This window comes from Deinococcus aquiradiocola, from assembly GCF_014646915.1.
Classification (GTDB): domain Bacteria; phylum Deinococcota; class Deinococci; order Deinococcales; family Deinococcaceae; genus Deinococcus; species Deinococcus aquiradiocola.
Window position 1 is genome coordinate 115387 of record NZ_BMOE01000003.1, and the last position, 22435, is coordinate 137821.

General features: G+C 71.0%; 23 protein-coding genes. 15 read left to right on the forward strand and 8 right to left on the reverse strand.

What is annotated here, in order from left to right; genetic code table 11:
• The first annotated feature begins 33 nt into the window (after positions 1–33).
• The 4 genes from IEY33_RS06105 to IEY33_RS06120 all read left to right on the forward strand — a co-directional run bounded on the left by IEY33_RS06105 (position 34) and on the right by IEY33_RS06120 (position 3399).
• Positions 34–639 (forward strand): helix-turn-helix domain-containing protein, encoded by a 606-nt coding sequence (locus tag IEY33_RS06105; protein ID WP_188961398.1) that lies wholly within the window; start codon positions 34–36, stop codon positions 637–639.
• A gap of 114 nt (positions 640–753) precedes the next feature.
• Positions 754–1872, forward strand: a complete 1119-nt coding sequence (locus tag IEY33_RS06110; protein ID WP_188961399.1) for an NADH-dependent flavin oxidoreductase — start codon at positions 754–756, stop codon at positions 1870–1872.
• 332 nt (positions 1873–2204) lie between these two features.
• Positions 2205–2873, forward strand: a complete 669-nt coding sequence (locus tag IEY33_RS06115; protein ID WP_188961400.1) for a hypothetical protein — start codon at positions 2205–2207, stop codon at positions 2871–2873.
• A gap of 85 nt (positions 2874–2958) precedes the next feature.
• Positions 2959–3399: a hypothetical protein gene (locus IEY33_RS06120; protein ID WP_188961401.1), complete on the forward strand. Its 441-nt coding sequence runs from the start codon at positions 2959–2961 to the stop codon at positions 3397–3399.
• A gap of 25 nt (positions 3400–3424) precedes the next feature.
• On the opposite strand, the gene IEY33_RS06125 is transcribed toward IEY33_RS06120, so the two are convergent.
• Positions 3425–6238, reverse strand: coding sequence for an ATP-binding protein (locus IEY33_RS06125; protein ID WP_188961402.1), 2814 nt, complete (start codon positions 6236–6238; stop codon positions 3425–3427).
• Between the two features lie 114 nt (positions 6239–6352).
• Positions 6353–6964, reverse strand: coding sequence for a TetR/AcrR family transcriptional regulator (locus IEY33_RS06130; protein WP_188961403.1), 612 nt, complete (start codon positions 6962–6964; stop codon positions 6353–6355).
• Positions 6965–7089: 125 nt separating this feature from the next.
• Between IEY33_RS06130 and paaA the strand changes: the two genes are divergently transcribed.
• From paaA to IEY33_RS06155, 5 genes are read left to right on the forward strand one after another with little or no spacing between them, the layout of a single operon-like run.
• Complete coding sequence (gene paaA / locus IEY33_RS06135; RefSeq protein WP_188961404.1) at positions 7090–8058, forward strand: 1,2-phenylacetyl-CoA epoxidase subunit PaaA; 969 nt, start codon at positions 7090–7092, stop codon at positions 8056–8058.
• Between the two features lie 23 nt (positions 8059–8081).
• On the forward strand, positions 8082–8678 hold the full coding sequence (locus IEY33_RS06140) for a phenylacetic acid degradation protein (RefSeq protein ID WP_188961405.1): 597 nt from the start codon (positions 8082–8084) through the stop codon (positions 8676–8678).
• Positions 8675–9451 (forward strand): 1,2-phenylacetyl-CoA epoxidase subunit PaaC, encoded by a 777-nt coding sequence (paaC, locus tag IEY33_RS06145; RefSeq protein WP_188961406.1) that lies wholly within the window; start codon positions 8675–8677, stop codon positions 9449–9451. The genes IEY33_RS06140 and paaC overlap by 4 nt, the downstream gene beginning before the upstream one ends.
• 4 nt (positions 9452–9455) lie before the next feature.
• Positions 9456–9950 (forward strand): 1,2-phenylacetyl-CoA epoxidase subunit PaaD, encoded by a 495-nt coding sequence (gene paaD / locus IEY33_RS06150; protein WP_188961407.1) that lies wholly within the window; start codon positions 9456–9458, stop codon positions 9948–9950.
• A 16-nt stretch (positions 9951–9966) separates the two neighbouring features.
• Complete coding sequence (locus IEY33_RS06155) at positions 9967–10317, forward strand: hypothetical protein (protein ID WP_188961408.1); 351 nt, start codon at positions 9967–9969, stop codon at positions 10315–10317.
• Between the two features lie 74 nt (positions 10318–10391).
• Here the strand turns inward: IEY33_RS06155 and map are convergent, their stop codons facing one another.
• Complete coding sequence (map, locus tag IEY33_RS06160; RefSeq protein ID WP_188961409.1) at positions 10392–11135, reverse strand: type I methionyl aminopeptidase; 744 nt, start codon at positions 11133–11135, stop codon at positions 10392–10394.
• Between the two features lie 106 nt (positions 11136–11241).
• Here map and paaZ point away from each other — a divergent pair, with 106 nt between their 5' ends.
• The 4 genes from paaZ to IEY33_RS06180 all read left to right on the forward strand — a co-directional run bounded on the left by paaZ (position 11242) and on the right by IEY33_RS06180 (position 16004).
• Positions 11242–13392 carry a phenylacetic acid degradation bifunctional protein PaaZ gene (gene paaZ, locus IEY33_RS06165; protein WP_373288001.1) on the forward strand — a complete coding sequence of 717 codons (2151 nt, stop codon included), beginning with the start codon at positions 11242–11244 and terminating at the stop codon, positions 13390–13392.
• Positions 13385–14659, forward strand: a complete 1275-nt coding sequence (locus tag IEY33_RS06170) for an AMP-binding protein (protein WP_188961411.1) — start codon at positions 13385–13387, stop codon at positions 14657–14659. The genes paaZ and IEY33_RS06170 overlap by 8 nt, the downstream gene beginning before the upstream one ends.
• A 246-nt stretch (positions 14660–14905) precedes the next feature.
• Positions 14906–15538 (forward strand): YceI family protein, encoded by a 633-nt coding sequence (locus tag IEY33_RS06175; protein ID WP_188961412.1) that lies wholly within the window; start codon positions 14906–14908, stop codon positions 15536–15538.
• 55 nt (positions 15539–15593) lie between these two features.
• Positions 15594–16004 (forward strand): DM13 domain-containing protein, encoded by a 411-nt coding sequence (locus IEY33_RS06180; RefSeq protein ID WP_188961413.1) that lies wholly within the window; start codon positions 15594–15596, stop codon positions 16002–16004.
• A gap of 312 nt (positions 16005–16316) precedes the next feature.
• Here IEY33_RS06180 and IEY33_RS06185 read toward each other — a convergent pair whose 3' ends face one another.
• The 5 genes from IEY33_RS06185 to IEY33_RS06205 form a co-directional block, all read right to left on the reverse strand.
• Positions 16317–17756 carry a dihydrolipoamide acetyltransferase family protein gene (locus IEY33_RS06185; RefSeq protein WP_229670818.1) on the reverse strand — a complete coding sequence of 480 codons (1440 nt, stop codon included), beginning with the start codon at positions 17754–17756 and terminating at the stop codon, positions 16317–16319.
• Entirely contained in the window at positions 17753–18187 is a 435-nt protein-coding gene (locus IEY33_RS06190; RefSeq protein ID WP_188961414.1) for a thioesterase family protein, read from the reverse strand. The genes IEY33_RS06185 and IEY33_RS06190 overlap by 4 nt, the downstream gene beginning before the upstream one ends.
• Positions 18187–19149, reverse strand: coding sequence for an alpha-ketoacid dehydrogenase subunit beta (locus IEY33_RS06195; RefSeq protein WP_188961669.1), 963 nt, complete (start codon positions 19147–19149; stop codon positions 18187–18189). The genes IEY33_RS06190 and IEY33_RS06195 overlap by 1 nt, the downstream gene beginning before the upstream one ends.
• A gap of 62 nt (positions 19150–19211) precedes the next feature.
• Positions 19212–20375, reverse strand: coding sequence for a thiamine pyrophosphate-dependent dehydrogenase E1 component subunit alpha (locus tag IEY33_RS06200; protein WP_229670819.1), 1164 nt, complete (start codon positions 20373–20375; stop codon positions 19212–19214).
• Entirely contained in the window at positions 20372–21160 is a 789-nt protein-coding gene (locus tag IEY33_RS06205) for an IclR family transcriptional regulator (RefSeq protein ID WP_188961415.1), read from the reverse strand. Before IEY33_RS06205 ends, IEY33_RS06200 begins: the two co-directional genes overlap by 4 nt.
• A gap of 224 nt (positions 21161–21384) precedes the next feature.
• Between IEY33_RS06205 and IEY33_RS06210 the strand changes: the two genes are divergently transcribed.
• Positions 21385–21828 carry a hotdog fold thioesterase gene (locus tag IEY33_RS06210; protein WP_229670820.1) on the forward strand — a complete coding sequence of 148 codons (444 nt, stop codon included), beginning with the start codon at positions 21385–21387 and terminating at the stop codon, positions 21826–21828.
• Positions 21828–22418, forward strand: a complete 591-nt coding sequence (locus IEY33_RS06215) for a TetR/AcrR family transcriptional regulator (RefSeq protein WP_188961416.1) — start codon at positions 21828–21830, stop codon at positions 22416–22418. Before IEY33_RS06210 ends, IEY33_RS06215 begins: the two co-directional genes overlap by 1 nt.
• Positions 22419–22435 lie beyond the last annotated feature (17 nt).

Sequence of the window (22435 nt, forward strand, 5' to 3'; positions counted from 1 at the left end):
CGCCCCCGCTGCAGTCACGCTAGCCTGCGGGGCATGCAGAGCGAGCGCGTCGCGAACCCGGAACAGGCCGAACTGCTCCTGAATCCCGCCCTCGGCCCGCTGCTGGCGCGGCTGTGCGGGACGCCCGCCGGTGCCGCCGTGCTCGCGCGCGCGCTGGGGCGGCCCCTGTCGAGCACGCACGCGGTCCTGCAGCGACTCGTGCGGGCGGGTCTCGTCACGGAGACGCTCAGGCCACGCGCGGGTCGGCCACTGCGCGAGTACGCGATGCCGGACCGCTGGACCGTGCCGTTCGAGGTGACGCCCGCCGCGACCCTGCGCGACCTGCTGGCGTCCAGCATGACGCCCCGCGTGAACGATCACCTCGACGGTCTCGCGGCCGTCATGACGCGCCTCGACTGCCGCTGGGTGATTCAGGTGTGGGCGCAAGACGGCCACTGGCAGCACAACATCACACCGAACGTCCAGCCGGGCCCGGCCCTGGAACCGATCCTGGCGCGCGGCGTGGACGTGCGCCTCAGCGAAACGCGCGCCCGCGAGTTCGCCCGGCGGTTCGTCTCGCTCATCCGGGAAATGGAAGACGCGCAGCAGGAAGGGGAGCCCGTGTGGTCCTTCACGGCCCTCCTCACGCCGGAATCCTGAACGTGCCCGGCGCGCGTCCGGCTGGCCGGACCGCGCGCCGCGTCACAGTTGCCGGACCGCGTGGCGCGGCATGATTCGCGGGTCACGCGGCATCCGTGCCGCTCAGGAGGACCCATGAACACCGAAGCACTCTTCACGCCCATCACGCTGCGGAGCGGTCACACCCTCAAGAACCGCGTCGTGATGGCCCCCATGACCAACTACTCCTCCGAGGAGGACGGCCGCGTCACGGCGTCCGAACTCGCGTACTACGCGCGCCGCAGCGGCGGCGTCGGCATGGTCGTCACCGCCTGCGCCAACGTGACGGACAACGGCCAGGGCTTCACGCATCAGGTCAGCGCGCACCGCGACGACCTCGTCCCGAGCCTGCGTGAACTCGCGGCGCGCATTCAGGCACAGGGCGCGAAGGCCGTCCTGCAGATCTTCCACGCGGGCCGCCTCGCGCCCGCCGAACTCGTAGACGGCGACGTGGTCAGCGCGAGCGCCGTCGTGTCCGAACGGCCCGGCTCGGCCGAACCGCGCGAACTGACGGACGCCGAAGTGGCCGGCATCGTGACGGCCTTCGCGGACGCGACCCGCCGCGCCATCGAGGCGGGCTTCGACGGCGTCGAACTGCACGGCGCGAACGGCTACCTGATCCAGCAGTTCTTCTCGCCGCATAGCAACCGCCGCACGGACCGCTGGGGCGGCGACGTGCAGGGCCGCATGGCGTTCCCGCTCGCCGTGGTGGACGCCGTGCAGCAGGCCGTGAAGGCGCACGCGACGCGGCCCTTCATCGTCGGGTACCGCTTCTCGCCCGAAGAACCCGAAACGCCCGGCATCCGCATGAGCGACACGCTCGAACTGCTGGACGCGCTCGACGCCCGCCAGATGGACTACCTGCACGTGTCGCTCGCCGATTACCGCGGCGCGCCCCGCAGCGGCGAGGGCGAAGGCACGCGCCTGGAGATCATCGCGCGTCACCTGCACGGCCGTACGCCCCTCATCGGCGTGGGGGCCGTATGGCAGGCGGAGGACGCGCTGGCGGTCCTGGAGGCGGGCGCGGCGATGGTGGCGCTGGGCCGCTCCATCATCGTGGAGCCCGACTGGGTGCAGAAGGTCGAGTCCGGTCGCGAGGGCACGCTCCGCACGGCGCTCAGCGCGGACGAGCAGGACCTGCTGGTGGTGCCGGACCCGCTCTGGAAGGCCATCCTGGGCTACGCGGGCTGGTTCCCGGTCGTCGAACGCGCCTGATCGAGCTGAACGCCTAAAGTTCAGCCGGGCGACAAGGGCGCCAACACGTCCGGTGTTGAGGAGATGGAAGCGGGCAGGCGTCCTGCAGGGCGCTGTCCTGCCCAAGAAGGCATGCCTTCGCTGTTCCCGTCAGCCCTGAAATCGGAGCGACACCGGATGGTCCGGGGCCGCCCGCCGGGCGGCTGAACGGCACAACACGAGCAACACCTGACCCGTGAACGGCAGGTGCACGGAGCGGGGGAGAGGTGAGCGCAAGCTGATCTTGAACCCGCTCCCACGCGTCCATCGGAATCTTCATAGCCCGGCGCGGCCCGCACGCCTACCCTGAACGCATGACCTCAACTCGCGTTCGCGGCCCGGTCCTCGTCTCCGCCCTGCTGCTCGGCGGCAGCGTCCTGCTCAGCGGGTGCGGGAGCGTCGTGGGCGCCTTCATTCCCCCGCAGACCATCACGAACCCCGCCGGCCTGACCGGCAAGACCCTCGCCACCAGCAGCACGCTCGTCGTGGAGTCCGTGAAGGGCACCGTGCACTACAGCACCCAGGACGCCCCGAAATCCAGCTTCGACGACATCAAGTACCCTGACAACATTCCCTTCGGCATCAGACCGCACGGCCTCGCCATCAACAGCGGGCTCGCCAGCGCTACCGTGACGGGCGCGTGCGTCAAACCCGCCAGCTTCACGCTGACGCTGAAGAAGGTCACCGTGACCCTGAAGGACACGACCAGCACCGCCACCGTGACGGCCACGCCCAGCTACACCGTCACCCTCACGAAGACCGGCTCGTCCCTCACGGACGCGACCTACAGCGTGTCGGGCGGCACCCTGAACGTCACGGCGGACCGCACGGCCACCGACGCGGCCATCGTGGTCCTCACGTCCGGTGGGGTGAACGACGCGCAGCTCGACGCGGACCTGAGCGCCAGCGACAACGGCCTCGCGGGCTGCACCATGACCATGAAGCTCGGCGAGACGACCGCCGTCCTCTCCGACTTCTCCTGACGGCGCGCCGCACCGCACGCCGAACGAGGAACACGCGCCCATGGGTCTATCCTGTCGGCGCGTGTTCCGCGTATGCTGCCCAGTGATGACTCCAGCAACCATCAGCGAGAAGATCGTGGTGTACGGCGGTAACCTGTACACCACGGACGGCCTGCCGCTCTACCGTTACGTGCCGCTCGCGCCGATGGTGAAGGCCAGGCAGGGCATTCCGTGGGCGTCGCAGTGGGACCCGTACATCCTGGCCTGGGTGATGAACTACACGCCGCTGCCGGAAACGTCCTCGGACTCGCCTGCGGTCAGGGCAGGCCTGAAGAGCCAGCCGCGCACCGGCGCGAAACGCGACTATCTGCAGGCGGTGTTCCGCGGCTGGCCGCTGTACACCTGCGCGTTCGACTCGCCCGGGTTCGCGCTGGCGCCGCAGGGAACCACGCCTGGTCTCTTCGAACTGGTGAGCGTGGAGGAGCCGTGGGTGCGGCCAGAAGACAGCCCGGTGGACGGCTGGCCGCCCGCCGCGTTCGGTCCCTGACGGCCCGGCCCGGACTGCTCGGGCTTCAGCGCCGCCGGGACGTCAGGCGCTCCAGGTGCGCTTTCAGGTCGCTCGCCAGCGCCTGAACGTCCGGGAACGGCGGGCTGGGGTCCGGGACACCTGCAGAGCTCAGCAGGTCGCGGGCACGGACGCGCTGGTCGTGATAGCTGGCAGGATGGTGCAGCAGGGTGCCGAGCGCACCGAGGGCGAGGGTGGCGTCCGCACGCAGGAGTGGCGCGGCGAGCGCGAGCAGCAGCTCGAAGAATGCGCTGTCCTCGCGCACCTGCCCCCACTGCTCTACGGCCACGAGGGATTCCGCGTGTGCCTGGGCGGAGCGGCCCTGCAGGTACAGGAGTTGTACGTTCAGCAGGCGTCCCGCCAGGGACATGGACGTCACCTCGGACGCGTGCAGGTCCGGCAGGAGGTCGCGCAGGCGTGCGGCGGCTTCCGTGAGGTGTCCGAGCTGCAGCAGGGCGCGCACCTCCTGAAGGCGCAGCAGCATCTCTGCGTACGTGGGCGTCCTGTTCCGTTCACGCGGGAGCAGTGCCCTGCAGCGTTCGGCCACCTCGGCGGGCGACAGCGTGCCGGAGAAGTGGTCCGCACGCAGCCGCTGCTCGGTGATCTGGGCGTGCAGCCACCCGTCCGCTTCCGGCGGCAGGGTCGCGTCGAGCGTGTCGAGCAGCGCCGTGCACTCGTCGTACCGGCCGAGCTGGATCAGCAGGTCCGAGAGGTTCAGCGAGTACATGACGCGACGGGTGTCGTCGCGCAGCACTTCCGCCAGAGCGAGGGCCTGCGCGAGCGATTCGCTGGCCGCCGCGAGCTGCCCCTGGCGGCGCCGGGTAAGGCTCAGGACGTTGTGCGCCTTCATGCCGGTCACGCTGCCCCTGTACCTGGGGTCCGCCAGCAGGGTGAGTGAGAGGTGGGCGCTGTCCTCGAAGTTTCCCGTCAGGTGAGCGAGCCAGGCCCGGCCGACCAGCACGCTGCCCGCCGCTTCGGGCTGCGCGCCTGCCAGGGCCTCCTGCAGCACAAGGAAGGCGTCCTGGCCCGCCGCGAGCTGACCGGTCCGGTCGTACGACGCGAGAAAGGCGTCCACGTGCGCCGAGACGCGCTGACCCGCCGTGAGCGCGAAGCCGAGCGCGCCGAGCAGGTTGGCGCGCTCCCGCTGCACCTGTTCGGTGTCCGGCGCGTGCCGTTCGAGCAGTGCCAGGTAGTACGCGGCGTGCTCAGCCTGCACGGGGGCGGGAGCGTGCAGGTACCGGAGCGCCTGCGCAGCCAGGACGGGCGGCACCTCCAGCCGTTCGGGGCCACTCCCGTGGGCGGGCAGGGGATGGATCAGCGAGTGCCGCTGCAGGCGGTGCAGGAGCTCCGGTGTGACGCCCGCCACCGTCATGGCGGCGTCGGTGTCGAAGCCGTGGAAGTAGGAAAGGGCCGACAGTGCCTGCCGTTCCTGCGTGTCGAGGAGCGTCCAGGAACGCTCGAACACGGCGCGCAGCTGGTGGCGCTCGCTGCTGCCCGTCTCGGCGTGCAGGGTGGCGAGGTCCTGCAGGATCAGGGTGTGGATGTGTTCCGGGGAGTGCACGCGCATCCACGTGGCGCTCAGCACGGTCGCGAGTGGGTGCCCGTCCAGGCGGCGCACGATGGCGGACACGACCGGAGCGGCCCGGTCGTCCAGCTCGAAGTGCGGCACGTGACGGCGCGCCCCGCGAACGAAGAGCCGCACGGCGGCCGACTGCGCCACGCGTTCCGGCGCGTCGCCCGCGACCGGGACGGCCAGGCCGTCGAGCGCGAGGTGGTGCGCGCCGTCCAGGCGGCGCACGCGGGACGTGACCACGACCCGCACGTTCGGACTCGCGCCGAGCAGGGCGTGCACGCCGTCCGCGAGGTCCGGTAGTCCTTCGGCTCCGTCGAGCAGCAGCAGCAGTGGCCGCTCCCCCCACGCTTTCCCGAGCGCCGTCCAGCCGTTCCCCTGGTCCTGCACCTGCACGCCGAGCGCGACCGCCACCTGTGCGGCCGCCTGAGACGCTGCGTGCGCGTGTTCCAGCGGCACGCTCAGCACGCGCACCCGGTCGAGGGCCGCCTGTTCGCGCAGCAGTGCGGCCGCCAGGGTGCTCTTGCCGATCCCGCCCGGCCCGGTGATCTCGACGCTGCGGACCTCGGGGCGGGCCAGGGCGAGCAGCAGTTCGCTCAGTTCCCGGTCGCGGCCGAGCAGTTCCTGTTCGACGTGCGCGGTGGGCGTGCCGGGCGTCACGACGTTCAGGTCGTGCCGCACCTGCGCTTCGAGCGGGCTGCCGGGCAGCGCGAGCCGCGCGAACCGCTCCAGTTCCTCCCGTTCCGGCGGGACGGCGTCCGGCAGGGCATACGCCCAGATGGCCCAGCGCTCGGCGTCGCCGGGACTGCCGGACAGTTCGGCGCGGCGCAGGCCTTCCAGCCGGGCCGCGCCCGCGAGGCGTTCACGTGTTTCCAGGATCCACTCGTCCAGTTCGGGCGACACGTCGCTCAGCTCCACGCCCGCCAGGAACGCGCCCGGATAGAAGGGGTCACCGGAGGTGGAGATGCCGCCGTGCCGACCGAGCAGGGCGGCCGCGTCGGACGTGACGTGTGCGCTGAGCAGGTCCGCGCCCGTCACGGCGTCCGGCAGTTCGCGGCGCAGGTGCCCCAGCACCACGCGCAGGTTCACGCTCGGGTCCTGGCTGTTCGGCCAGAACAGTTCCCGCAGGCGTCTCCTGGGGCTGGGGCCTTCCAGGTGCAGGTACGTGAGGAGCGTCAGGGCTTTCGGCGGGTTCCACGTGACGCCCTGCACCATCAGTGTACCGAGCGTGACCAGATGGTGAATCGACACGCTCCAATCTACCCTGCTGCGCGTGAAACGGTCTGTCGTCCCGGCGACGCGGGCGGCGGTTCCGCACGCTGATCGGCTGGGCGTTCAGTGCGGCGCCTCATCCGGCACCGAGGTTCAGCGGGGACCGGGGGCGGGCGTCCTGGGGAGGATGCCGTGCAGCAGCAGGGCCACGAACGTGTCCGCGACGTCCTGAGGGCTGAGCGGGCCGTCCTGCCGGTACCAGTTCGGGAGCCAGTTCGCGCCGGACAGGGCGAGCACGGCCGTCAGGTTCACCTGCGTGCCCGCGCTGAACTCGCCGCTCTCGGTGCCCTGCCGGAGGATCTCACGGAATACCGCTTCGACGGCGTCCCGGCGCGTGCGGATCATGGTCTGCCGTTCGGGCGGCAGGTGCCGCCACTCGCTGAACAGCACGGTGGACATCTCGATGTTGCGGGCGATGACGTTCACGTACGCTTCCAGCGCGGCGCGCAGGCGGTCCTCGGCGGGCGCGGCGGGCGCGAGGGCGGGGGTGAGGGCCTCGTCGAACTCGTCCGCGATGCGGACGATGATTTCCCACAGCAGGTCTTCCTTGCCGCTGATGTGCGCGTACAGGCTGCCGGCCTTCATGCCGAGCGCGGCCGCGATGTCGCGCATGGACGTGGCACGGTACCCGGTCTCGGAGAAGAGGCGTGCGGCGGCGTGGTAGATGCGTTCGCGGGACTCGGTGGCGGGTGGGCGGGGCGGCATCAGGTCATCATCTTGCCAGATTGCTGCGGTGGGCGCTGCGCGCGCGCGGTTTGACCGGGAGGCGCGCACGCCCTACACTGAACCTAACTAACATTAGGTAGAAGTATCCTTTCAGGAGGCGAAGCATGACCGACCCGTCCCGGCCAACCCTGCAGAGCGGCGAAACGCCCGAACAGCACGCGCACTTCGAAGCCCGTATCGCGCGCGGCGAGAAGATCGAGGCGGGCGACTGGATGCCCGCCGAGTACCGCCGCCAGCTCATCCGCATGATCAGCCAGCACGCCCACAGCGAGGTCGTCGGCATGCTCCCCGAAGGCGAATGGATCACCCGCGCCCCCAGCCTGAAACGCAAGACCATCCTGATGGCCAAGGTGCAGGACGAGGCCGGGCACGGCCAATACCTGTACCACGCCGCCGAGACGCTCGGCGCCACCCGCGAGGACATGCTCGCCGCGCTCCTCGGTGGCCGGGCCAAGTACAGCAGCATCTTCAACTACCCCACCCGCACCTGGGCGGACGTCGGCATGATCGGCTGGCTCGTGGACGGCGCCGCCATCAAGAACCAGACCATGCTCGCCGGATGCAGCTACGGCCCGTACAGCCGCGCCATGGTCCGCATCTGCAGCGAGGAGACCTTCCACCACAAACAGGGGAAGGAAATGATCGTCACCTACGCGCAGGGCACCGCCCAGCAGCGGCATATGGCGCAGGACGCCGTGAACCGCTGGTGGTGGCCCGCCATGATGATGCTCGGCCCGCACGACAGCGACAGCCCCAACAGCGGCGCGCTCACGAGGTGGGGCATCAAACTCAAGAGCAACGACGAGGTCCGCCAGGAATTCATCAACGAACACGTCCCCGAGCTCCTCGAAGCGGGCCTCACCATCCCGGACCCGGACCTCCACCAGGACGCGCACGGCAACTGGCGTCACGGCCCGATCGACTGGACCGAATTCTGGGCCGTCATCCGCGGCGAAGAGGGCCTGAACAGGGAACGCCTCGCCGCCCGCCAGCACGCCCACGACGACGGCGCCTGGGTCCGCGACGCCCTGCAGGCCTACGCGGACCGCCAGCGCACCGTGGCCGCCGACTGACCTCCCCCACACGGAAGGAACCCATGACTGAACCTCAACCCCAACCCCGGGCCACCGGGACGCAGTGGCCCCGCTGGGAGGTGTTCAAGCAGGACGCGCCGGGCCGCCCGCATCAGGCGGTCGGCAGCGTCCACGCCGGTGACCCTCTGCACGCGCTGCTGACCGCCCGCAACGTGTTCGTGCGCCGCCCGGCCGCCGTGAGCCTCTGGTGCGTCCCGGAAGGCGATCTCCTGACCACCACGCCCGAGGAACTCGTCACGACCCCTGCCCTGCTGGACGCATCCGGCACGTCAGGCACGTACCACGTGGGCGTGAAACGCACGATCAGGCGCAGCATGACCTTCGTGGACCTCAGCGGCACCGTGAACGCGGGCGGCCCCGGTGACGCGCTCCGGCAGGCCCGCACCCTGCACCCCGACGCGCTCGCCTGGATGGTCTTCCCCGAGTCGGCCGTCGTTCGCACGGAGGAGGACGCCGGAACCGTCGACAGCTGGTTCGCGCCCGCCCGGGACAAGACGTACAAGCAGCAGCAGTACTACGGCGTGATCGGCCGTCACGCCTCCGAACTCAAACGCGCCGGGCGGATGCCGGGCCGCGCCGCCAGCGAGGAGAGCGCATGACCGCCACCCAGGCACTCACCGGCGCGCAGACGCAGGCCCTCCTCCTGAAACTCACGGTCCTCGCCGACGACGAGATCATCCTCGCGCACCGCTGCGGCGAATGGACCGGCCACGCCCCCATCCTCGAAGAGGACATTGCACTGGCGAACATCGCGCAGGACGAACTCGGGCACGCCGGAATGTACCTCACCCTCGCGCAGAGCCTCGGCGGCAGCGACCCCGACCACGTCGCGTTCTGGCGCGGCCCGGACGACTACCGGAACACCCGCCTCGTGGAACTCCCGAAAGGCGACTGGGCCTTCACGATGGTCCGGCAGTTCCTGTACGACACCTCCGAGGCGCTGTGGCTGGAGGCCGCCACCAGCAGCACCTACGCGCCCCTCGCGGAAATCGCCGCGAAAGCCGTACGCGAGGAGAAATTTCACGTGCAGCACACCGCGCTGTGGGTCGAACGCCTCGCCCTCGGTACACCCGAAAGCGAACGCCGCACCCAGGCGGCCCTGACGGAACTGTGGCCGCACGCCGCGCAACTCTTCCAGCCCATCCAGGGCGAGGCCGAATTGACCGCAGCGGGCATCCTCCCCGACCTGAACGCCGCGCACGCCCGCTGGACCGACCTCGTCACCCGGCACCTCACACAGAAATGCGGCCTGACCCTGCCCGACGCGCCCGACACCCAGCCGGGCCGCGACACGCACACCCCCCACCTCGCCCCCCTGCTGGAAGAGATGCAGAGCGTCGCGCGGGAACACCCCGACGCCGAGGTCTGGTGACCCCGTGACCGCCCCCCACACCCGGCACGCCATCCTGCAGGCCCTCGCCCGGGTGCCCGACCCGGAAATCCCCGTGGTCAGCATCACGGACATGGGCATGGTGCGGGGCGTGACCGTCAGCGACGCGGGTCGCGTGACCGTCACGTTCACGCCCACCTTCAGCGGCTGCCCCGCCCTGCACGTCATCCGGGAGAGCATCGAGCAGGCGGTACGCGACCTGGGCGTCACGGACGTCGAGGTCCGCAGCACCCTCACGCCCCCCTGGACGACCGACTGGATAGGTGACGACGCGCGGGAGCGGCTGCGGCAGTACGGCATCGCGCCCCCCGCCCCCACCGGGGAAGGCCAACTGATTCAGCTGGACGCGGAACCCGCCCGCTGCCCCCGCTGCGGCAGCCTGAACGTCAGAATGACCGCATCTTTCGGCCCCACTCTCTGCAAGCGCATGTACGTCTGCGACGCGTGCCGCGAACCCTTCGAGGGCTTCAAGAGCGTATGAGTTTCGGAGAGCTTCTATGTCAGCCATGATCATTCTGCATTCGCAGGATGGGGCAGATTTATTCTGGAAGGATACGTCTGGTGCTTTTGACCGCATCGCAGAACACGTGATGCAGGATCGTGATATTCCTGCGCCGCTGCTCGACTATCTCCGTGAATACCGCCCCAATGGCTTCTTGGATTTGACTGAATTTGATACGGTCAGCCTTCGATATTTTTTGGGAGCGGCTCACAGACTGTTTGATGAAATTGATCAACACAAGGACGACGCTGGTCGTCGCTACATGTTGATCTCTCTCGGGCATCTGATCAGAGTGGGGCAGCAAGCTATGTGTGCGAATGAGCTTCTGCCTGTTGCAGAGAGTTAAACGTGAATCTCAGGAGAAGGTCTTTCACGCGCATTCGTCATTGGCCAGAATTCCAGTGGCTTTCACATTCATCTTCATGCCGTCAGCACCAGTGGTTTCCCTTTGGTGATCATGATGGTGTGTTCGACGTGGGCGGCGATGCCTCCGTCGGTGGTGGCGAGCGTCCAGCCGTCGCGGCGGGTGCGGACGCGGGGGCTTCTGCCGGTGCTGATCATGGGTTCCACGGCGATCACGAGGCCCTCGTGCAGGGGTTGCCTGAGGGCGGGGCGGTAATCGTTGGGCACGTCGGGTTTCTCGTGGATGGCGCGGCCCACGCCGTGGCCCTGCAGTTCGGGGAGGAGCGTGAAGCCGCGGCGTTTCACTTCGGTCTGGATGGCGCGGCCGATGCCGTTCAGGGGTCGTCCGGCGCGGGCGGCGCTCAGGCCCTGCGCGAGGGCAGCTTCGGCGGCGGCGATGAGGTTCGCGGTGGTGGGCGAAACGGGGGGGACGGCGACGGTGATGGCGGCGTCCGCGACGAACCCGGCGACGTTCGGGGTGACGTCGATGCACACCACGTCCCCGGCCTGAAGGGGGCGGTTCGTGGGGAGGCCGTGGACGATGTCGTCGTTCACGCTGATGAACACGTTGACGGGCGCGTCGTACTCGTCGCGCGGGGCGGAGATCGCGCCGTACTGCGCGAACACCTGTCCGGCGAGCGCGTCGAGTTCGGCGGGCGTGATGCCGGGTTCGACGGCGGCCCGCAGGGCGTCCAGGGTGCGGGCGACGACTTTCCCGGCGAGGGTCATGAAGTCCAGTTCGTGCTGCGTGGTGATCGTCATGCGGCAGTGTAAGCGTTCGGTTCTCTTGCCGGGTGTGGCGTGGTCGTGAGTGTCGGTTGAGGTGTGCTGTTCGTCTTGTGATTCTTCTTTCGTTCAGGAGTGTGGTGTGGTGACTCAGTCTCAGGTGGATCTTCTTCGTCCGGCGTCTTACGTGTACGGAAGCTGGCATTCGACCCTGGAGGGGCAGACGCTGCTGGACGCGGTGTACGGGCGTCCGGTGGCGGTGATCTCGTCGGAGGGCGTGAATTTCGGGGAGGCGCTGGCGTATGGGCGGCGGGCGGGTGGGGCGCTTCGGCGCATGACCTTCCACGAGCGGGCGCGAGCACTCCGGGCGCTGGGCACGTACCTGATGGAGCGCAAGGAGGCGTACTACGCGCTGAGCACCCTGACGGGCGCGACGCGGCGGGATTCGTGGGTGGACATCGAGGGCGGGATCGGGACGCTCTTCAGCTACGCGAGTGCGGCGCGCCGGGAACTGCCGGACGAGCGGTTCTGGCCGGACGGGCGGGTGGAGCGGCTGGGGCGCGAGGGGACGTTCGTGGGCCGTCACCTGCTGGTGCCGCGTGAGGGCGTGGCGGTGCAGATCAACGCGTTCAACTTCCCGGTGTGGGGGATGCTGGAGAAGTTCGCGCCCGCGTTCATCGGGGGAATGCCGAGTCTGGTGAAGCCCGCCCCACAGACGGCGTATGTCACGGAGCGGGTCGTGCGGGACATCGTGGCGTCGGGCCTGATTCCGGAGGGTGCGCTGCAACTCGTGACGGGCGAACCGGGTGACCTGCTGGATCACCTGGAGGAGCAGGACGTGGTGGGGTTCACGGGATCGGCGGCGACGGCAGCGAAACTGCGGGTGCATCCGAACGTCGTGGCGCGCAGCGTGCCGTTCGGTGTGGAGGCGGACAGCCTGAACGCGTCGGTGCTGGGCCTGAGCGTGAAGCCGGAGGACCCGGAGTTCGCGCTGTTCGTGCGGGAGGTGGCGCGCGAGATGACCGGGAAGGCCGGGCAGAAGTGCACCGCGATCCGCCGTGCGGTGGTGCCTGCCCACCTGGTGGAGGCGGTGACGGACGGCCTGCGCCGCGAGTTGAGCCGGGTGACGCTGGGCGACCCGGCGCGGGACGACGTGCGGATGGGCGCGCTCGTCAGCGTGGAGCAGCGCGAGCGGGTGCGCGAGACGCTGGCGAAGTTGCAGTCTGAGACGCGGGTGCTGATCAGCGGCGAGGCGACCCTGCTGGGCGGCGACCGTGAGCGGGGCGCGTTCCTCGACCCGACGGTGCTGCTGTGCGAGTCGCCCCTGACCGCGCGCGGGCCGCACGAGCTGGAGGCGTTCGGGCCGGTGGTGACGCTGCTGCCGTACGACTCGCACGACGACGCCGTGACCCTCACCAAGCTGGGGCGCGGCTCGCTGGCCGGCAGCATCGTGACGCACGACCGCGCGGAGGCGACGGAACTCGTGCTGGGCATGGCGAGCACGCACGGGCGGCTGCTGGTCCTGAACCGCGACAACGCCAGGGAGAACACCGGGCACGGGTCGCCGCTCCCGCAGCTGAACCACGGCGGGCCGGGCCGCGCCGGGGGCGGCTCGGAACTGGGGGGCCTCTCGGCCGTGCGGCATCACATGAACCGCGTGGCGGTGCAGGCCGATCCGACCACCCTGACCCGCATCACGCGGGAGTTCGTGCAGGGCGCGCAGGTGCAGGAGGACGTCGTCCATCCGTTCCGCAAGTCCTTCGACGAGATCGCGGTGGGAGACAGCCTCCTCACGCACCGCCGGACCGTCACCGAGGCGGACATCGTGAACTTCGCTGCGCTCACCGGCGACCACTTCTACGCGCACGTGGACGAGATCGGCGCGCGGGAAGGCATCTTCGGGAAGCGCGTGGCGCACGGGTACTTCCTGATCTCGGCGGCGGCAGGGATGTTCGTGTCGCCCGCACCGGGGCCGGTGCTCGCGAACTACGGCCTGGAAAACCTGCGCTTCATCCTGCCGGTCGGGATCGGGGACACCATCCGCACCCGCCTGACCTGCAAACGCAGGATCCGCAAGGACCTGCGCCCAGGTGAAACGCGCCCGACCGGCGTGGTCGAGTGGCTCAGCGAGATCACCAACCAGGACGGCGCGCTCGTCGCCACGTACGACATCCTCACGCTGGTCGAACGGGCGCGCGACGCCTTCGACCCCCCACTGGCCGACTCCTCATTGGACGGCCCCCCGCTGGACGGGGAGGCCGCCGGTCCCGCCGGGGAGGCGGACCGTGTTTGACCCGGCGGCGGAAAGCCTGCCTGTTCCCGCCCTGCGCGCCCTGCAGCTGGCGCGCCTGCAGGCGACCGTGCAGCGCCTCTCTTCTCGGGTGCCCGCCTACCGAGCGAAGTTCCGGGAGGCGGGCGTCACGCCGGACGACCTGCGGGACCTGACGGACCTCGCCCGCTTCCCGTTCACGCGCAAGACAGACCTGCGGGACGCGTACCCCTTCGGGCTGCTGAGCGTCCCGCGCAGCGAGGTGCGGCGCGTTCACGCCAGCAGCGGCACGACCGGCAAACCCACCGTCGTCGCGTACGACGAGAATGACCTCGACGTGTTCGCGCAGGTCGTGGCCCGCTGCCTGCACGCTGCCGGCGCGCGGCCCGGCATGCTCTTCCACAACGCGTACGGGTACGGGCTGTTCACGGGCGGTCTCGGCCTGCACGCGGGCGCCGAACGGCTCGGGCTGGGCACCGTGCCCGTCTCGGGCGGCAACACGGCCCGGCAGGTGGAACTGCTGGAGGACTTCCGGCCCGAAGTGATTGCGTGCACGCCCAGTTACGCCCTCGTGCTCGCCGAGGCCCTCCGCGCGCGCGGGCACGCGCCCGGCGACCTGGGGCTGCAGTACGCCCTGCTCGGTGCGGAACCCTGGTCGGACACCATGCGCCGCGAGGTGGAAGCGAAGCTCGGCGTGCGCGCCACCAACATCTACGGCCTGTCGGAAATCATCGGGCCGGGCGTCAGCAACGAGGACGCCGAGGTGCAGCACGGCAGTCACCTGTGGGAGGACCACTTCTACCCCGAGATCGTGGACCCCGTCACGGGCGAGATCCTGCCGGACGGCGAGATGGGCGTGCTGGTCCTCACCAGCATGACACGCACCGCCATGCCGCTCCTGCGGTACTGGACGGGCGACCTCACGCGCCTCCTCCCGCCCGTCCCTCCACGGACGATGCGGCGCATGGACCGCATCCAGGGCCGCAGCGACGACATGATCGTGCTGCGCGGCGTGAACGTGTACCCCAGTCAGGTGGAGGCGGCCCTCGCGGACCTGCCGGACCTCCGCCCGCACTACCTGCTCGTCCTGACGCGCCAAGGCCCGCTCGACGAACTGCACCTGCGCGTCGAGGCGGCCCGGCACGACGCGGCCCTCCGGGACGAGGTGATCCGGACCGTGAAGGACCGCGTGGGCGTCACCGTCACCTGTGAACTGTGCCCGGACGGTACCCTCCCGCGCAGCGAGGGCGGCAAGCTGCGCCGCGTGCAGGACCTCCGCGCCCAGCGCTGAGCGCCCGCCCCGGTCACCCGACCGTGCCGCGTGCCGCACCCTGAAGGACAGGTGCAGGCGCGCGTACCGACAGACAGACGAACGTGAACAGGGCCCGGACTGAACCTCCGGGCCCTGCCCTGCGTAGGTGTAGGTAAGGGCAGGACGAGACCCGGAACGCAGACCCGCGGTCCCCAGGACCTGCCCCCGATCCCAGAAGTCCCCGACCGCAGCAGCCCCCATCCCAGCAGGACGAGGAGGTCCCCCATGAACGCCGTCACCGCCCGCACCCGCCCCACCAGACCGAGACGCGCCCCGTGGATGATCGCCGGAGCGGCACTCCTGGCGCTGGGGACGGCCGTGCTGGGGGCCGGTGCCGTCCACGTGTACACCACCAGGCCGCCGCAGGTCGCCGCGCAGGAAGGGGCGGGCGTCGCGAACTTCAACTTCCGGGTGACCGGTATTCCCGTGCCGGGCGTCGTTCCGGGCGTCCGGGTGCAGGCCCGCTGGCGTCCCGCCGCCCTGAGCTCCACCACCGCCACCGTCACCCTGAACCTCAAGGCCCTCGACACCGGCATCGCCCTGCGTGACGAACACGCCAGGACCTTCCTGGGCGTCCCGGCCCACCCCACGGCCACATTCAGGCTCGGCACCCTCGAAGGTGCGGCCCGCGTCGCACCGGGACAGGTCGCGCACGTGACGGCGCGCGGCGTCCTCACCCTGAACGGCGTCAGCCGGGACGTGCGCGCCCCGACCACGCTCACCCTGAACTCGGCCGGAACCACCCTCGACGTCAAGGCGGAGTTCGGCGTGACGTTCGCCGACCACGGGATCTCCATTCCCGGCGCGGACCCCACCACCGACGTGCAGGTCAGGTTCCGCCTGCCCGTCACCCCCTGACCTGCGGGCCCTCCGCCACGCGCCCAGAGCCCTCTCCCATCCACACGAGGTCACCATGAACAAGTCCCTGATCCTTCTGAGCACCGCCGTCCTGACGCTCGCCACCGCCCACGCCCAGACCGCCATGATGATGCACGGCCGTCCCCTGCACAGCCTCGGGGCGCCCACCACCGGGCAGGTCTCCGCAGAAGAGAAGGCCGGACAGGTCGTCGTGACGCTCACCGACCTCAAGACCGAACCCGGACCTGACCTGCAGGTCTGGCTGTACACCAAGCAGGCCCCGGCCAAAGGCGCTACGGACGCCGCCATCGTGGCGGTCCGGCACGTCAAGGTGGGAGCGCTGAAGACCTTCAACGGCACCTTCACGTTCAAGGCGCCCGCGGGCACCAAACTCGCCGACTACAGAAGCGTGGTCCTGTACTGCGCCGCCGCGAAGACGGCCTTCGCGGCCGGCGACCTGAAGTAGCGTCCGTCCCGGCACTCGCCACAGGTGCTGCGGCGTGACGCTTCCGGGACCGGTGCTGACGCACGGCTGATGTTCCTGCCTTCCAGTGACCCGCGCAGCGTCACTCCGGTAGAGTCACGGGACCAGGGCAAATGCTGACGCGGCTCTGGGTCCGCCAGCCAGTCGTCTGGCCCCAGCCAAGTGCGGGAGAACCGTGTCGACGGGGAAGTGCATCGGCCTCGCGTCTGCCGCGACTTCAGAACTGCCTGTCGACACAGGCAGTTCTTGTTGGTGCGGTGCAGGTCCGGGGCGCGTGCCCGGGGCGGACTGCAGCTAGAGGTGCAGCAGGAGCCGCTGCGGGTGCTGGAGCAGGTCGACGACGCGGCGGTTGAAGCGGGCGGCGTCCGCGCCGTCCACGAGGCGGTGGTCGAAGCTGAGGGTGAGGTACATCATGGGGCGCACCACGACGATGTCCTGACCGTCGCGTTCGGCGGCCACGGGGCGCTTCACGATGCTGTGCAGCGACAGGATGCCGACGCTGGGCGGCGTGACGATGGGGACGCCCACGAGTGCGCCGACCGCGCCGATGTTCGAGACGGTGAACGTGGCGTCCTGCGTGTCGGCGGGGCGCAGGGTGCCGTTCCTGGCGCGTTCGGCGAGGTCGGTGGTGCTGCGGGCGAGGTCGAGGAGGCTGCGGTGCGGCACGTCGCGGACGACGGGCACGATGAGGCCCGCGTCGGTGTTGACGGCCACGCCGAGGTGAACGAAGCCGCGCTGCACGATCTCGCCGCTTCGGGTGTCGAGGGCGCTGTTGAGGGCCGGGTACTCGTGCAGGGCGGTGGCGACGGCCTTCAGGAAGAACGGCAGGTACGAAAGCTTCACGCCGGCGTGAACGGCGTCCGGCTGCAGGTCGGCGCGCAGGGCGGTGAGGGCGGTGCAGTCGAGTTCCTCGATGGTGTGCGTCTGCGCGGTGTGGAGGGTGCTGGCGAGGAGGGTCTGGCCGATGGCGCGCCGCGTGCCGCGGTACGGGGTGCGCGTTTCGAGGTGGGCGGCGCCGTCCGGCGTGCGGTACGCGGGTGGCGCCGGGGGCGGCCAGTCGTTGGGTATCCGGTCGCTGGGTACCCGGTCACTGGGCATCCGGTCGCCGGGCGATGCGGGCGCGGTGAGGTCGTGTGTGCGGATCACGCCGTTGGGACCGCTGCCCTGCACGGCCTTCAGGTCGGTGCCCTGTTCCCGCGCGAGTTTTCGCGCGGACGGGACGGCCAGCACGCGGGCGGATGCGGCGGGCGTGCCTGCACCTTCGCGGGTGGGGTGCGTGTACCCGTCGAAGACGGCGCGGACGAGCGCATCGTCCTCCTGCCCGGCGTCGCGCGATTCGATGATGGACCGCTCCCGTTCGGGTGGCGCCTCCTGGCGCGTGGCCGTGGGCGGGGTGGAGGCCTCCTGCACCGGTTCGGGCGGCATCGGCGCCGCTCCGGGCTGGGTGTCGCCGGTGTCGATGCGGGCCAGGACGGCGCCCACCGCGACGACCGCGCCGACCGGCGCGACGTGCTGCACGAGCACGCCCGAGTGAGGGGAGGGCAGTTCGACCGTGACCTTGTCGGTCATGATCTCCAGCACGCTCTGCCCTTCCGTGACGCGGCCGCCTTCCGGGACGAGCCACGCGAGCACTTCGCCTTCCACCACCGACTCGGCCAGGGACGGGAGGCGCAGGTCCACGAGGGTCCCGCCGGCCGGGGTGGCCGTCTCGGCCGTGGGGGGCGTGGCGGTCACGTGGACCTCCCTGCCGCGCGGTGAGCGGTCCAGCGTGCCCGCAGGTCGGTGATGCCTGCCTCCAGGCGGGCGCGGGCCGTGACGTGCTGCTCGGTGTGCCCGCTGGCGATCAAGTCGCCGAGCTCCGACACGGCGCGCACCGTGACGCGCAGGCGGCGGCCCTGCACGCCGTCCAGGGTCGCGGTGAGGTCCACGCGCATGCCGGGCAGGGCGGGCGCGTGGTGCTGCACGTTCACTTCCGTTCCCACGCCGTCCTCGCCGGCCTCGAGGTACGGGAGGAGCAGGGCGCGGCCCACCTCCTCGAAGTGCCGGGCGAGTTCGTACGTGGCGTACACCGGGTGCAGCGGGCCGAGCCCGTGGAAGTGCACGGTCATGTCTTCGGTCACGGTGACGCTCAGGTGCGCCGTGCGGCCGTCTGGGATGGTGAGCATCAGGACTCCATGACGCGGCGGATGGCGAGTGCCACGCGGCGCGCGTCGGGCCGGTACGCGGCCTCGGCCGAAGTGAAGGGCGGGTAGGGGGCGTCCCACCCGGCGACACGCACGATGGGGGCGAGCAGGTGGGCATGGTGACGCTCCGCGATCTGCGCGGCGAGTTCCGCGCCGAACCCCATGCGGCGCGCGGCCTCGTGCACGATCACGACGCGCCCGGTGCGGGTCACGCTGAGCGCGATGGCGTCCAGGTCGAGCGGCACCAGGGACCGCAGGTCGAGGACCTCCACGCGGATGCCGGCAGTGTGCGCGGCGTCGGCGGCGCGTTCACAGACCTCCACCATGCCGCCGTAGCACAGGACGGTGCAGTCGTCCCCGCGCCGTGCCAGGCGCGCCTGCCCGATCGGGACGGTCTCGCCGTCGCCGGGCAGGTCGCCGCGCACCGAGCGGTACAGCTTGATGCTCTCGAACATCACGACCGGGTCGGGGTCCTGCACGGCGGCGCGCAGCAGGCCGTACGCGTCGGCGGGCGTGCTCGGCACGACGACCTTGATGCCCGGCAGGGCCGCCACGAGGCCCTCGGGGCTCTCGGAGTGCAGTTCGGGCGAGTGGATGCCGCCGCCGTACGGGGCGCGGATCACCATGGGGACGGTGTAGCGGCCCTGGCTGCGCTGCCGGTACCGGCCGAGCTGCACGCCCATCTGTTCGAGCGCCGGGTACAGGAAGCCCGCGAACTGGATTTCCGCGACGGGCCGCATTCCGGCGAGCGCCAGTCCGATGCCCATGCCGACGATGCCCGCCTCGGAGAGCGGCGTGTCGAACACGCGCTCCTCGCCGAACTCGGCCTGCAGGCCGTCGCTGGCGCGGAACACGCCGCCCATGCCGACGTCCTCCCCGAACAGCAGGACGCGTTCGTCTGCCCGCATCGCGTCCCGCAGGGCGGCCTGCACGGCCTGCACCATCGTCACGTTCCGCGTTCCTTGCTCGCCCTGGGCGCCGCGTTCTTCCGCGTGCGGGAGGGCCGTCACGCCGGTCCTCCGCTGCGGGCGGGGTGCAGGGCGCGCAGTTCCGCCTGCTGCTCCCGCATTTCCGGGGTGGGCGTCTCGAACACGTGCTCCAGCAGTTCCCACGGCTCCAGGTCCGGCGCGGCGTCCGCGTCGTGCACGGCGGCGCGCAGTTCGGCGTCCACCTCGCGCACGAGGTCGTCCTCCTGCCGCTCGTCCCAGGCGCCCTCGCGCGTCAGGTACGCGCGCAGGCGCAGGCCGGGGTCGCGCCGCTTCCACGCTTCTGCCTGCACCTCGTCGCGGTAGCGGGCGGGGTCGTCACTGGAGGTGTGCGGCAGGATCCGGTACGTGATCGCCTCGATGAGGGTGGGGCCGTCCCCGCGCCGCGCGCGTGCGACGGCCTCTGCGGTGACGTGGTGCACGGCGAGCAGGTCGTTGCCGTCCACGCGGACGGCGGGCATGCCGTAGCCCTCGCCGCGCGACGCGAGCGTCCGGGCGGCTGTCTGGCGGCTGGTGGGGGTGCTGATGGCCCAGCCGTTGTTCTCGATCACGAACACGGCGGGCGCGCGGTACGCTCCGGCGAAGTTCAGGCCGACGTGAAAGTCTCCCTCGGACGTGCCGCCGTCGCCCACGAAGGCGAGCGCCACGTTGGACGGCCTGTGCTCGCGCCGCGCGTGCCGCGCCTCGGCGAGCGCGATGCCGGTCGCGTGCGGCAGCTGGTTGGCGATGGGTGTGTAGAACGGCAGGACGCGCAGGTCCGGGTCCATCCGGAAGCCGTCCGGGTGCGCGCGCCAGTTGAGGATCACCTTGGACATCGGCAGGCCGTACGCGAGGGCGCAGCCGCTCCCGCGGTAGGTGGGGGCCAGCCAGTCGCGGCCGGGCGTCAGGGCGAGCGCCGCGCCGACCTGCGTGGCCTCCATCCCGCCGAACAGCGGGTACACGCCGAGCCTGCCCTGGCGCTGCAGCAGCAGGGCGCGCTCGTCGAAGAGGCGGGCGCGGCGCATGGCGCGGTACAGGCGCGTGACGTGGGCCGTGTCGGTCGGCACGAGGTCCGGCCGGGCCACCTGGCCGTCCGGGTGCAGCACCGTGAGCGCGTCGTCCAGCCTCGGGTCCGGCGTGTCCGTGCCCGGGGAGGCCGGAACAGTGGAGGCCGCAGCGGTGGAGGCCGGGGGGGTGCTGCTCACGCGGTCGCCTGGATGCGCGGCACGGGCGTGCGGCGGATGGCGGCTTCCAGGCGCGCGACGGCTTCCAGCAGCTGCGCGCGGTGCACGGCCTTGCCCGCGTAGAAGCGGTCGGCCTTCATGGACATGCTGATGGCGGCCTGCACGCGTCCGTCCTCGCCGTGGACCGGCACGGCGATGCAGCACACGCCGGGGAACGCTTCCTCCACGTCGTAGGCGTAGCCCTGCTGCCGGATGCGTTCTAGTTCCGTCTGCAGTTCGTCGGGCGTGCTGATGGAGTTCACGGTCAGGCCCGGCAGGCCCTGGCGGCGGATGAGGGCCTGTACCTCGCTCCACGGCAGGGCGGACAGCATGGCCTTGCCCATGGCGCTGCACTGCGGCGGCACGCTCATGGACGCGAGGCCCGGCGAGGGCAGCCCGAGGTCCTCGCCGTACCCGCAGTTGGGGTGGGCGTCCTCCAGGTGCAGCAGCGCGCCGTCCTGCAGCACGGACAGGTGCACGACCTCGCCGGACGCTTCCGCGAGGGCCGCGATGGCCTGCCGGGACGCGGCGAGCCACGGGCGTCCCGCGCAGACGCTGTGCGTGAGCGTCAGCAGGCCCAGGCCCAGGCGGTACTGCCCGCCCGTCTGGCGTTCCAGCATCCCGAGGTCGTAGAGGGACCGCAGCAGATCGTGGGCGCTGGATTTGGGAAGACCCAGGCGCAGGGCGACGCTGCTGGCGCCCCAGGACGATTCTGTGGGTGTGAACAGGGACAGGACCTCGAAGGCCCGCGCGACAGTGCTTAGCATGATGGTGACTCCACTGTAGTCCCGGCGCCGTCCGCCGCGAAGACGCGGGTCCGGAATACCCGCACGTCCGAGCATAGCCCGGCGCCGAACGTCGCACTGGCACACGCCGGGCGAAGTGGATATGATGAGCGTCATATTCAATTCGCGCCCGGAGCCGCCCTGGCCCCCGTATCCCCCCGCCCCTGCCGCCCGGCCTGCCGGACGCCGACCCCGGAGGACCACCCGTGACCACCCCCACCGACCAGAACGCCGCCCAGACCCCCAGCGCCGCCGACATCGCCCTCGGCAGGGACACGCTCCTCGCCCACCTCGGCATCCGCGTCACCGAGGCCGGACCCACCCGCGTCGTCGCCACCATGCCCGTCGAGAGCCGCGTCCACCAGCCGTTCGGCGTGCTGCACGGCGGGGCCAGCGTCGCCCTCGCCGAGAGCGTCGCCAGCATCGGCGCGTACATGAACGTCCGGGAACGCGGCATGATCGCTGTCGGTCAGGAAATCAACGCCAACCACCTGCGCAGCGTCGCCAGCGGCACCGTGACCGCCACCGCCACCCCCGTCTTCCAGGGCCGCACGTCCGAGGTGTGGCAGATCGAGATCGTGGACGAACGCGGCAAGGCCGTCTGCGTGTCCCGCTGCACGCTCGCCGTCATCGCGCCCCCCTCGCGCTGATGCCCCGCTACGCCCCGCAGCACCGCGAACACACCCGCGAACGCATCCTGGACGCCGCGTCCAGGGCGTACCTGCGGGCCGGACTGTCGGGCGTCAGCGTGCAGAGCGTGATGCAGGACGCCGGACTCACGCACGGCGGCTTCTACGCGCACTTCGAGAACCGCGACGCGCTCGTGGCCGCGGCCCTCGAACGCTCCGCCTTCCGCAAGCACGCCGCGCTCGTCGCGCACGCCCGCACTCACCCGCACCCGCTCGCGGCCCTCGTCCGCGCGTACCTGAGCCGCCAGCACCGCGACCACCCGGACGACGGCTGCCCCCTCCCCGCCCTGAGCGCCGACGTGTCCCGCGCGCAGGACCCGCTCAGACGCACGTTCGCGCAGGGCCTCACGCACTTCACGCAGAGCGTCCTGGGCCTGCAGCCGGACCTGACGCCCGCCCAGGCGCAGACGCTCGTCGCCGCGCTCGTCGGCACGCTGCTGCTGGCCCGCGCCCTCCCGGACCGCGAAGCGAGCGACGCCCTGCTGCACGGCGCCCGACACACCCTGATCAAAGCGCTCCCGCCCGCACCGCCCGGCCCGGCCCCGGCCTGACCGCGCCCCCGCACGTC

Excerpts from the sequence above, each read along its gene's own strand:
- IEY33_RS06215 (WP_188961416.1), top strand. The coding sequence starts at position 21,828 with ATGCCCCGCTACGCCCCGCAGCACCGCGAACACACCCGCGAACGCATC.
- IEY33_RS06105 (WP_188961398.1), top strand. The coding sequence starts at position 34 with ATGCAGAGCGAGCGCGTCGCGAACCCGGAACAGGCCGAACTGCTCCTG.
- IEY33_RS06115 (WP_188961400.1), top strand. The coding sequence starts at position 2,205 with ATGACCTCAACTCGCGTTCGCGGCCCGGTCCTCGTCTCCGCCCTGCTG.
- IEY33_RS06140 (WP_188961405.1), top strand. The coding sequence starts at position 8,082 with ATGACTGAACCTCAACCCCAACCCCGGGCCACCGGGACGCAGTGGCCC.
- IEY33_RS06110 (WP_188961399.1), top strand. The coding sequence starts at position 754 with ATGAACACCGAAGCACTCTTCACGCCCATCACGCTGCGGAGCGGTCAC.
- IEY33_RS06130 (WP_188961403.1), bottom strand. The coding sequence starts at position 6,964 with ATGCCGCCCCGCCCACCCGCCACCGAGTCCCGCGAACGCATCTACCAC.
- IEY33_RS06190 (WP_188961414.1), bottom strand. The coding sequence starts at position 18,187 with ATGCTCACCATCCCAGACGGCCGCACGGCGCACCTGAGCGTCACCGTG.
- IEY33_RS06155 (WP_188961408.1), top strand. The coding sequence starts at position 9,967 with ATGTCAGCCATGATCATTCTGCATTCGCAGGATGGGGCAGATTTATTC.
- IEY33_RS06175 (WP_188961412.1), top strand. The coding sequence starts at position 14,906 with ATGAACGCCGTCACCGCCCGCACCCGCCCCACCAGACCGAGACGCGCC.
- paaC (WP_188961406.1), top strand. The coding sequence starts at position 8,675 with ATGACCGCCACCCAGGCACTCACCGGCGCGCAGACGCAGGCCCTCCTC.
- IEY33_RS06205 (WP_188961415.1), bottom strand. The coding sequence starts at position 21,160 with ATGCTAAGCACTGTCGCGCGGGCCTTCGAGGTCCTGTCCCTGTTCACA.
- IEY33_RS06180 (WP_188961413.1), top strand. The coding sequence starts at position 15,594 with ATGAACAAGTCCCTGATCCTTCTGAGCACCGCCGTCCTGACGCTCGCC.
- IEY33_RS06195 (WP_188961669.1), bottom strand. The coding sequence starts at position 19,149 with ATGGTGCAGGCCGTGCAGGCCGCCCTGCGGGACGCGATGCGGGCAGAC.
- paaA (WP_188961404.1), top strand. The coding sequence starts at position 7,090 with ATGACCGACCCGTCCCGGCCAACCCTGCAGAGCGGCGAAACGCCCGAA.
- IEY33_RS06120 (WP_188961401.1), top strand. The coding sequence starts at position 2,959 with ATGACTCCAGCAACCATCAGCGAGAAGATCGTGGTGTACGGCGGTAAC.
- map (WP_188961409.1), bottom strand. The coding sequence starts at position 11,135 with ATGACGATCACCACGCAGCACGAACTGGACTTCATGACCCTCGCCGGG.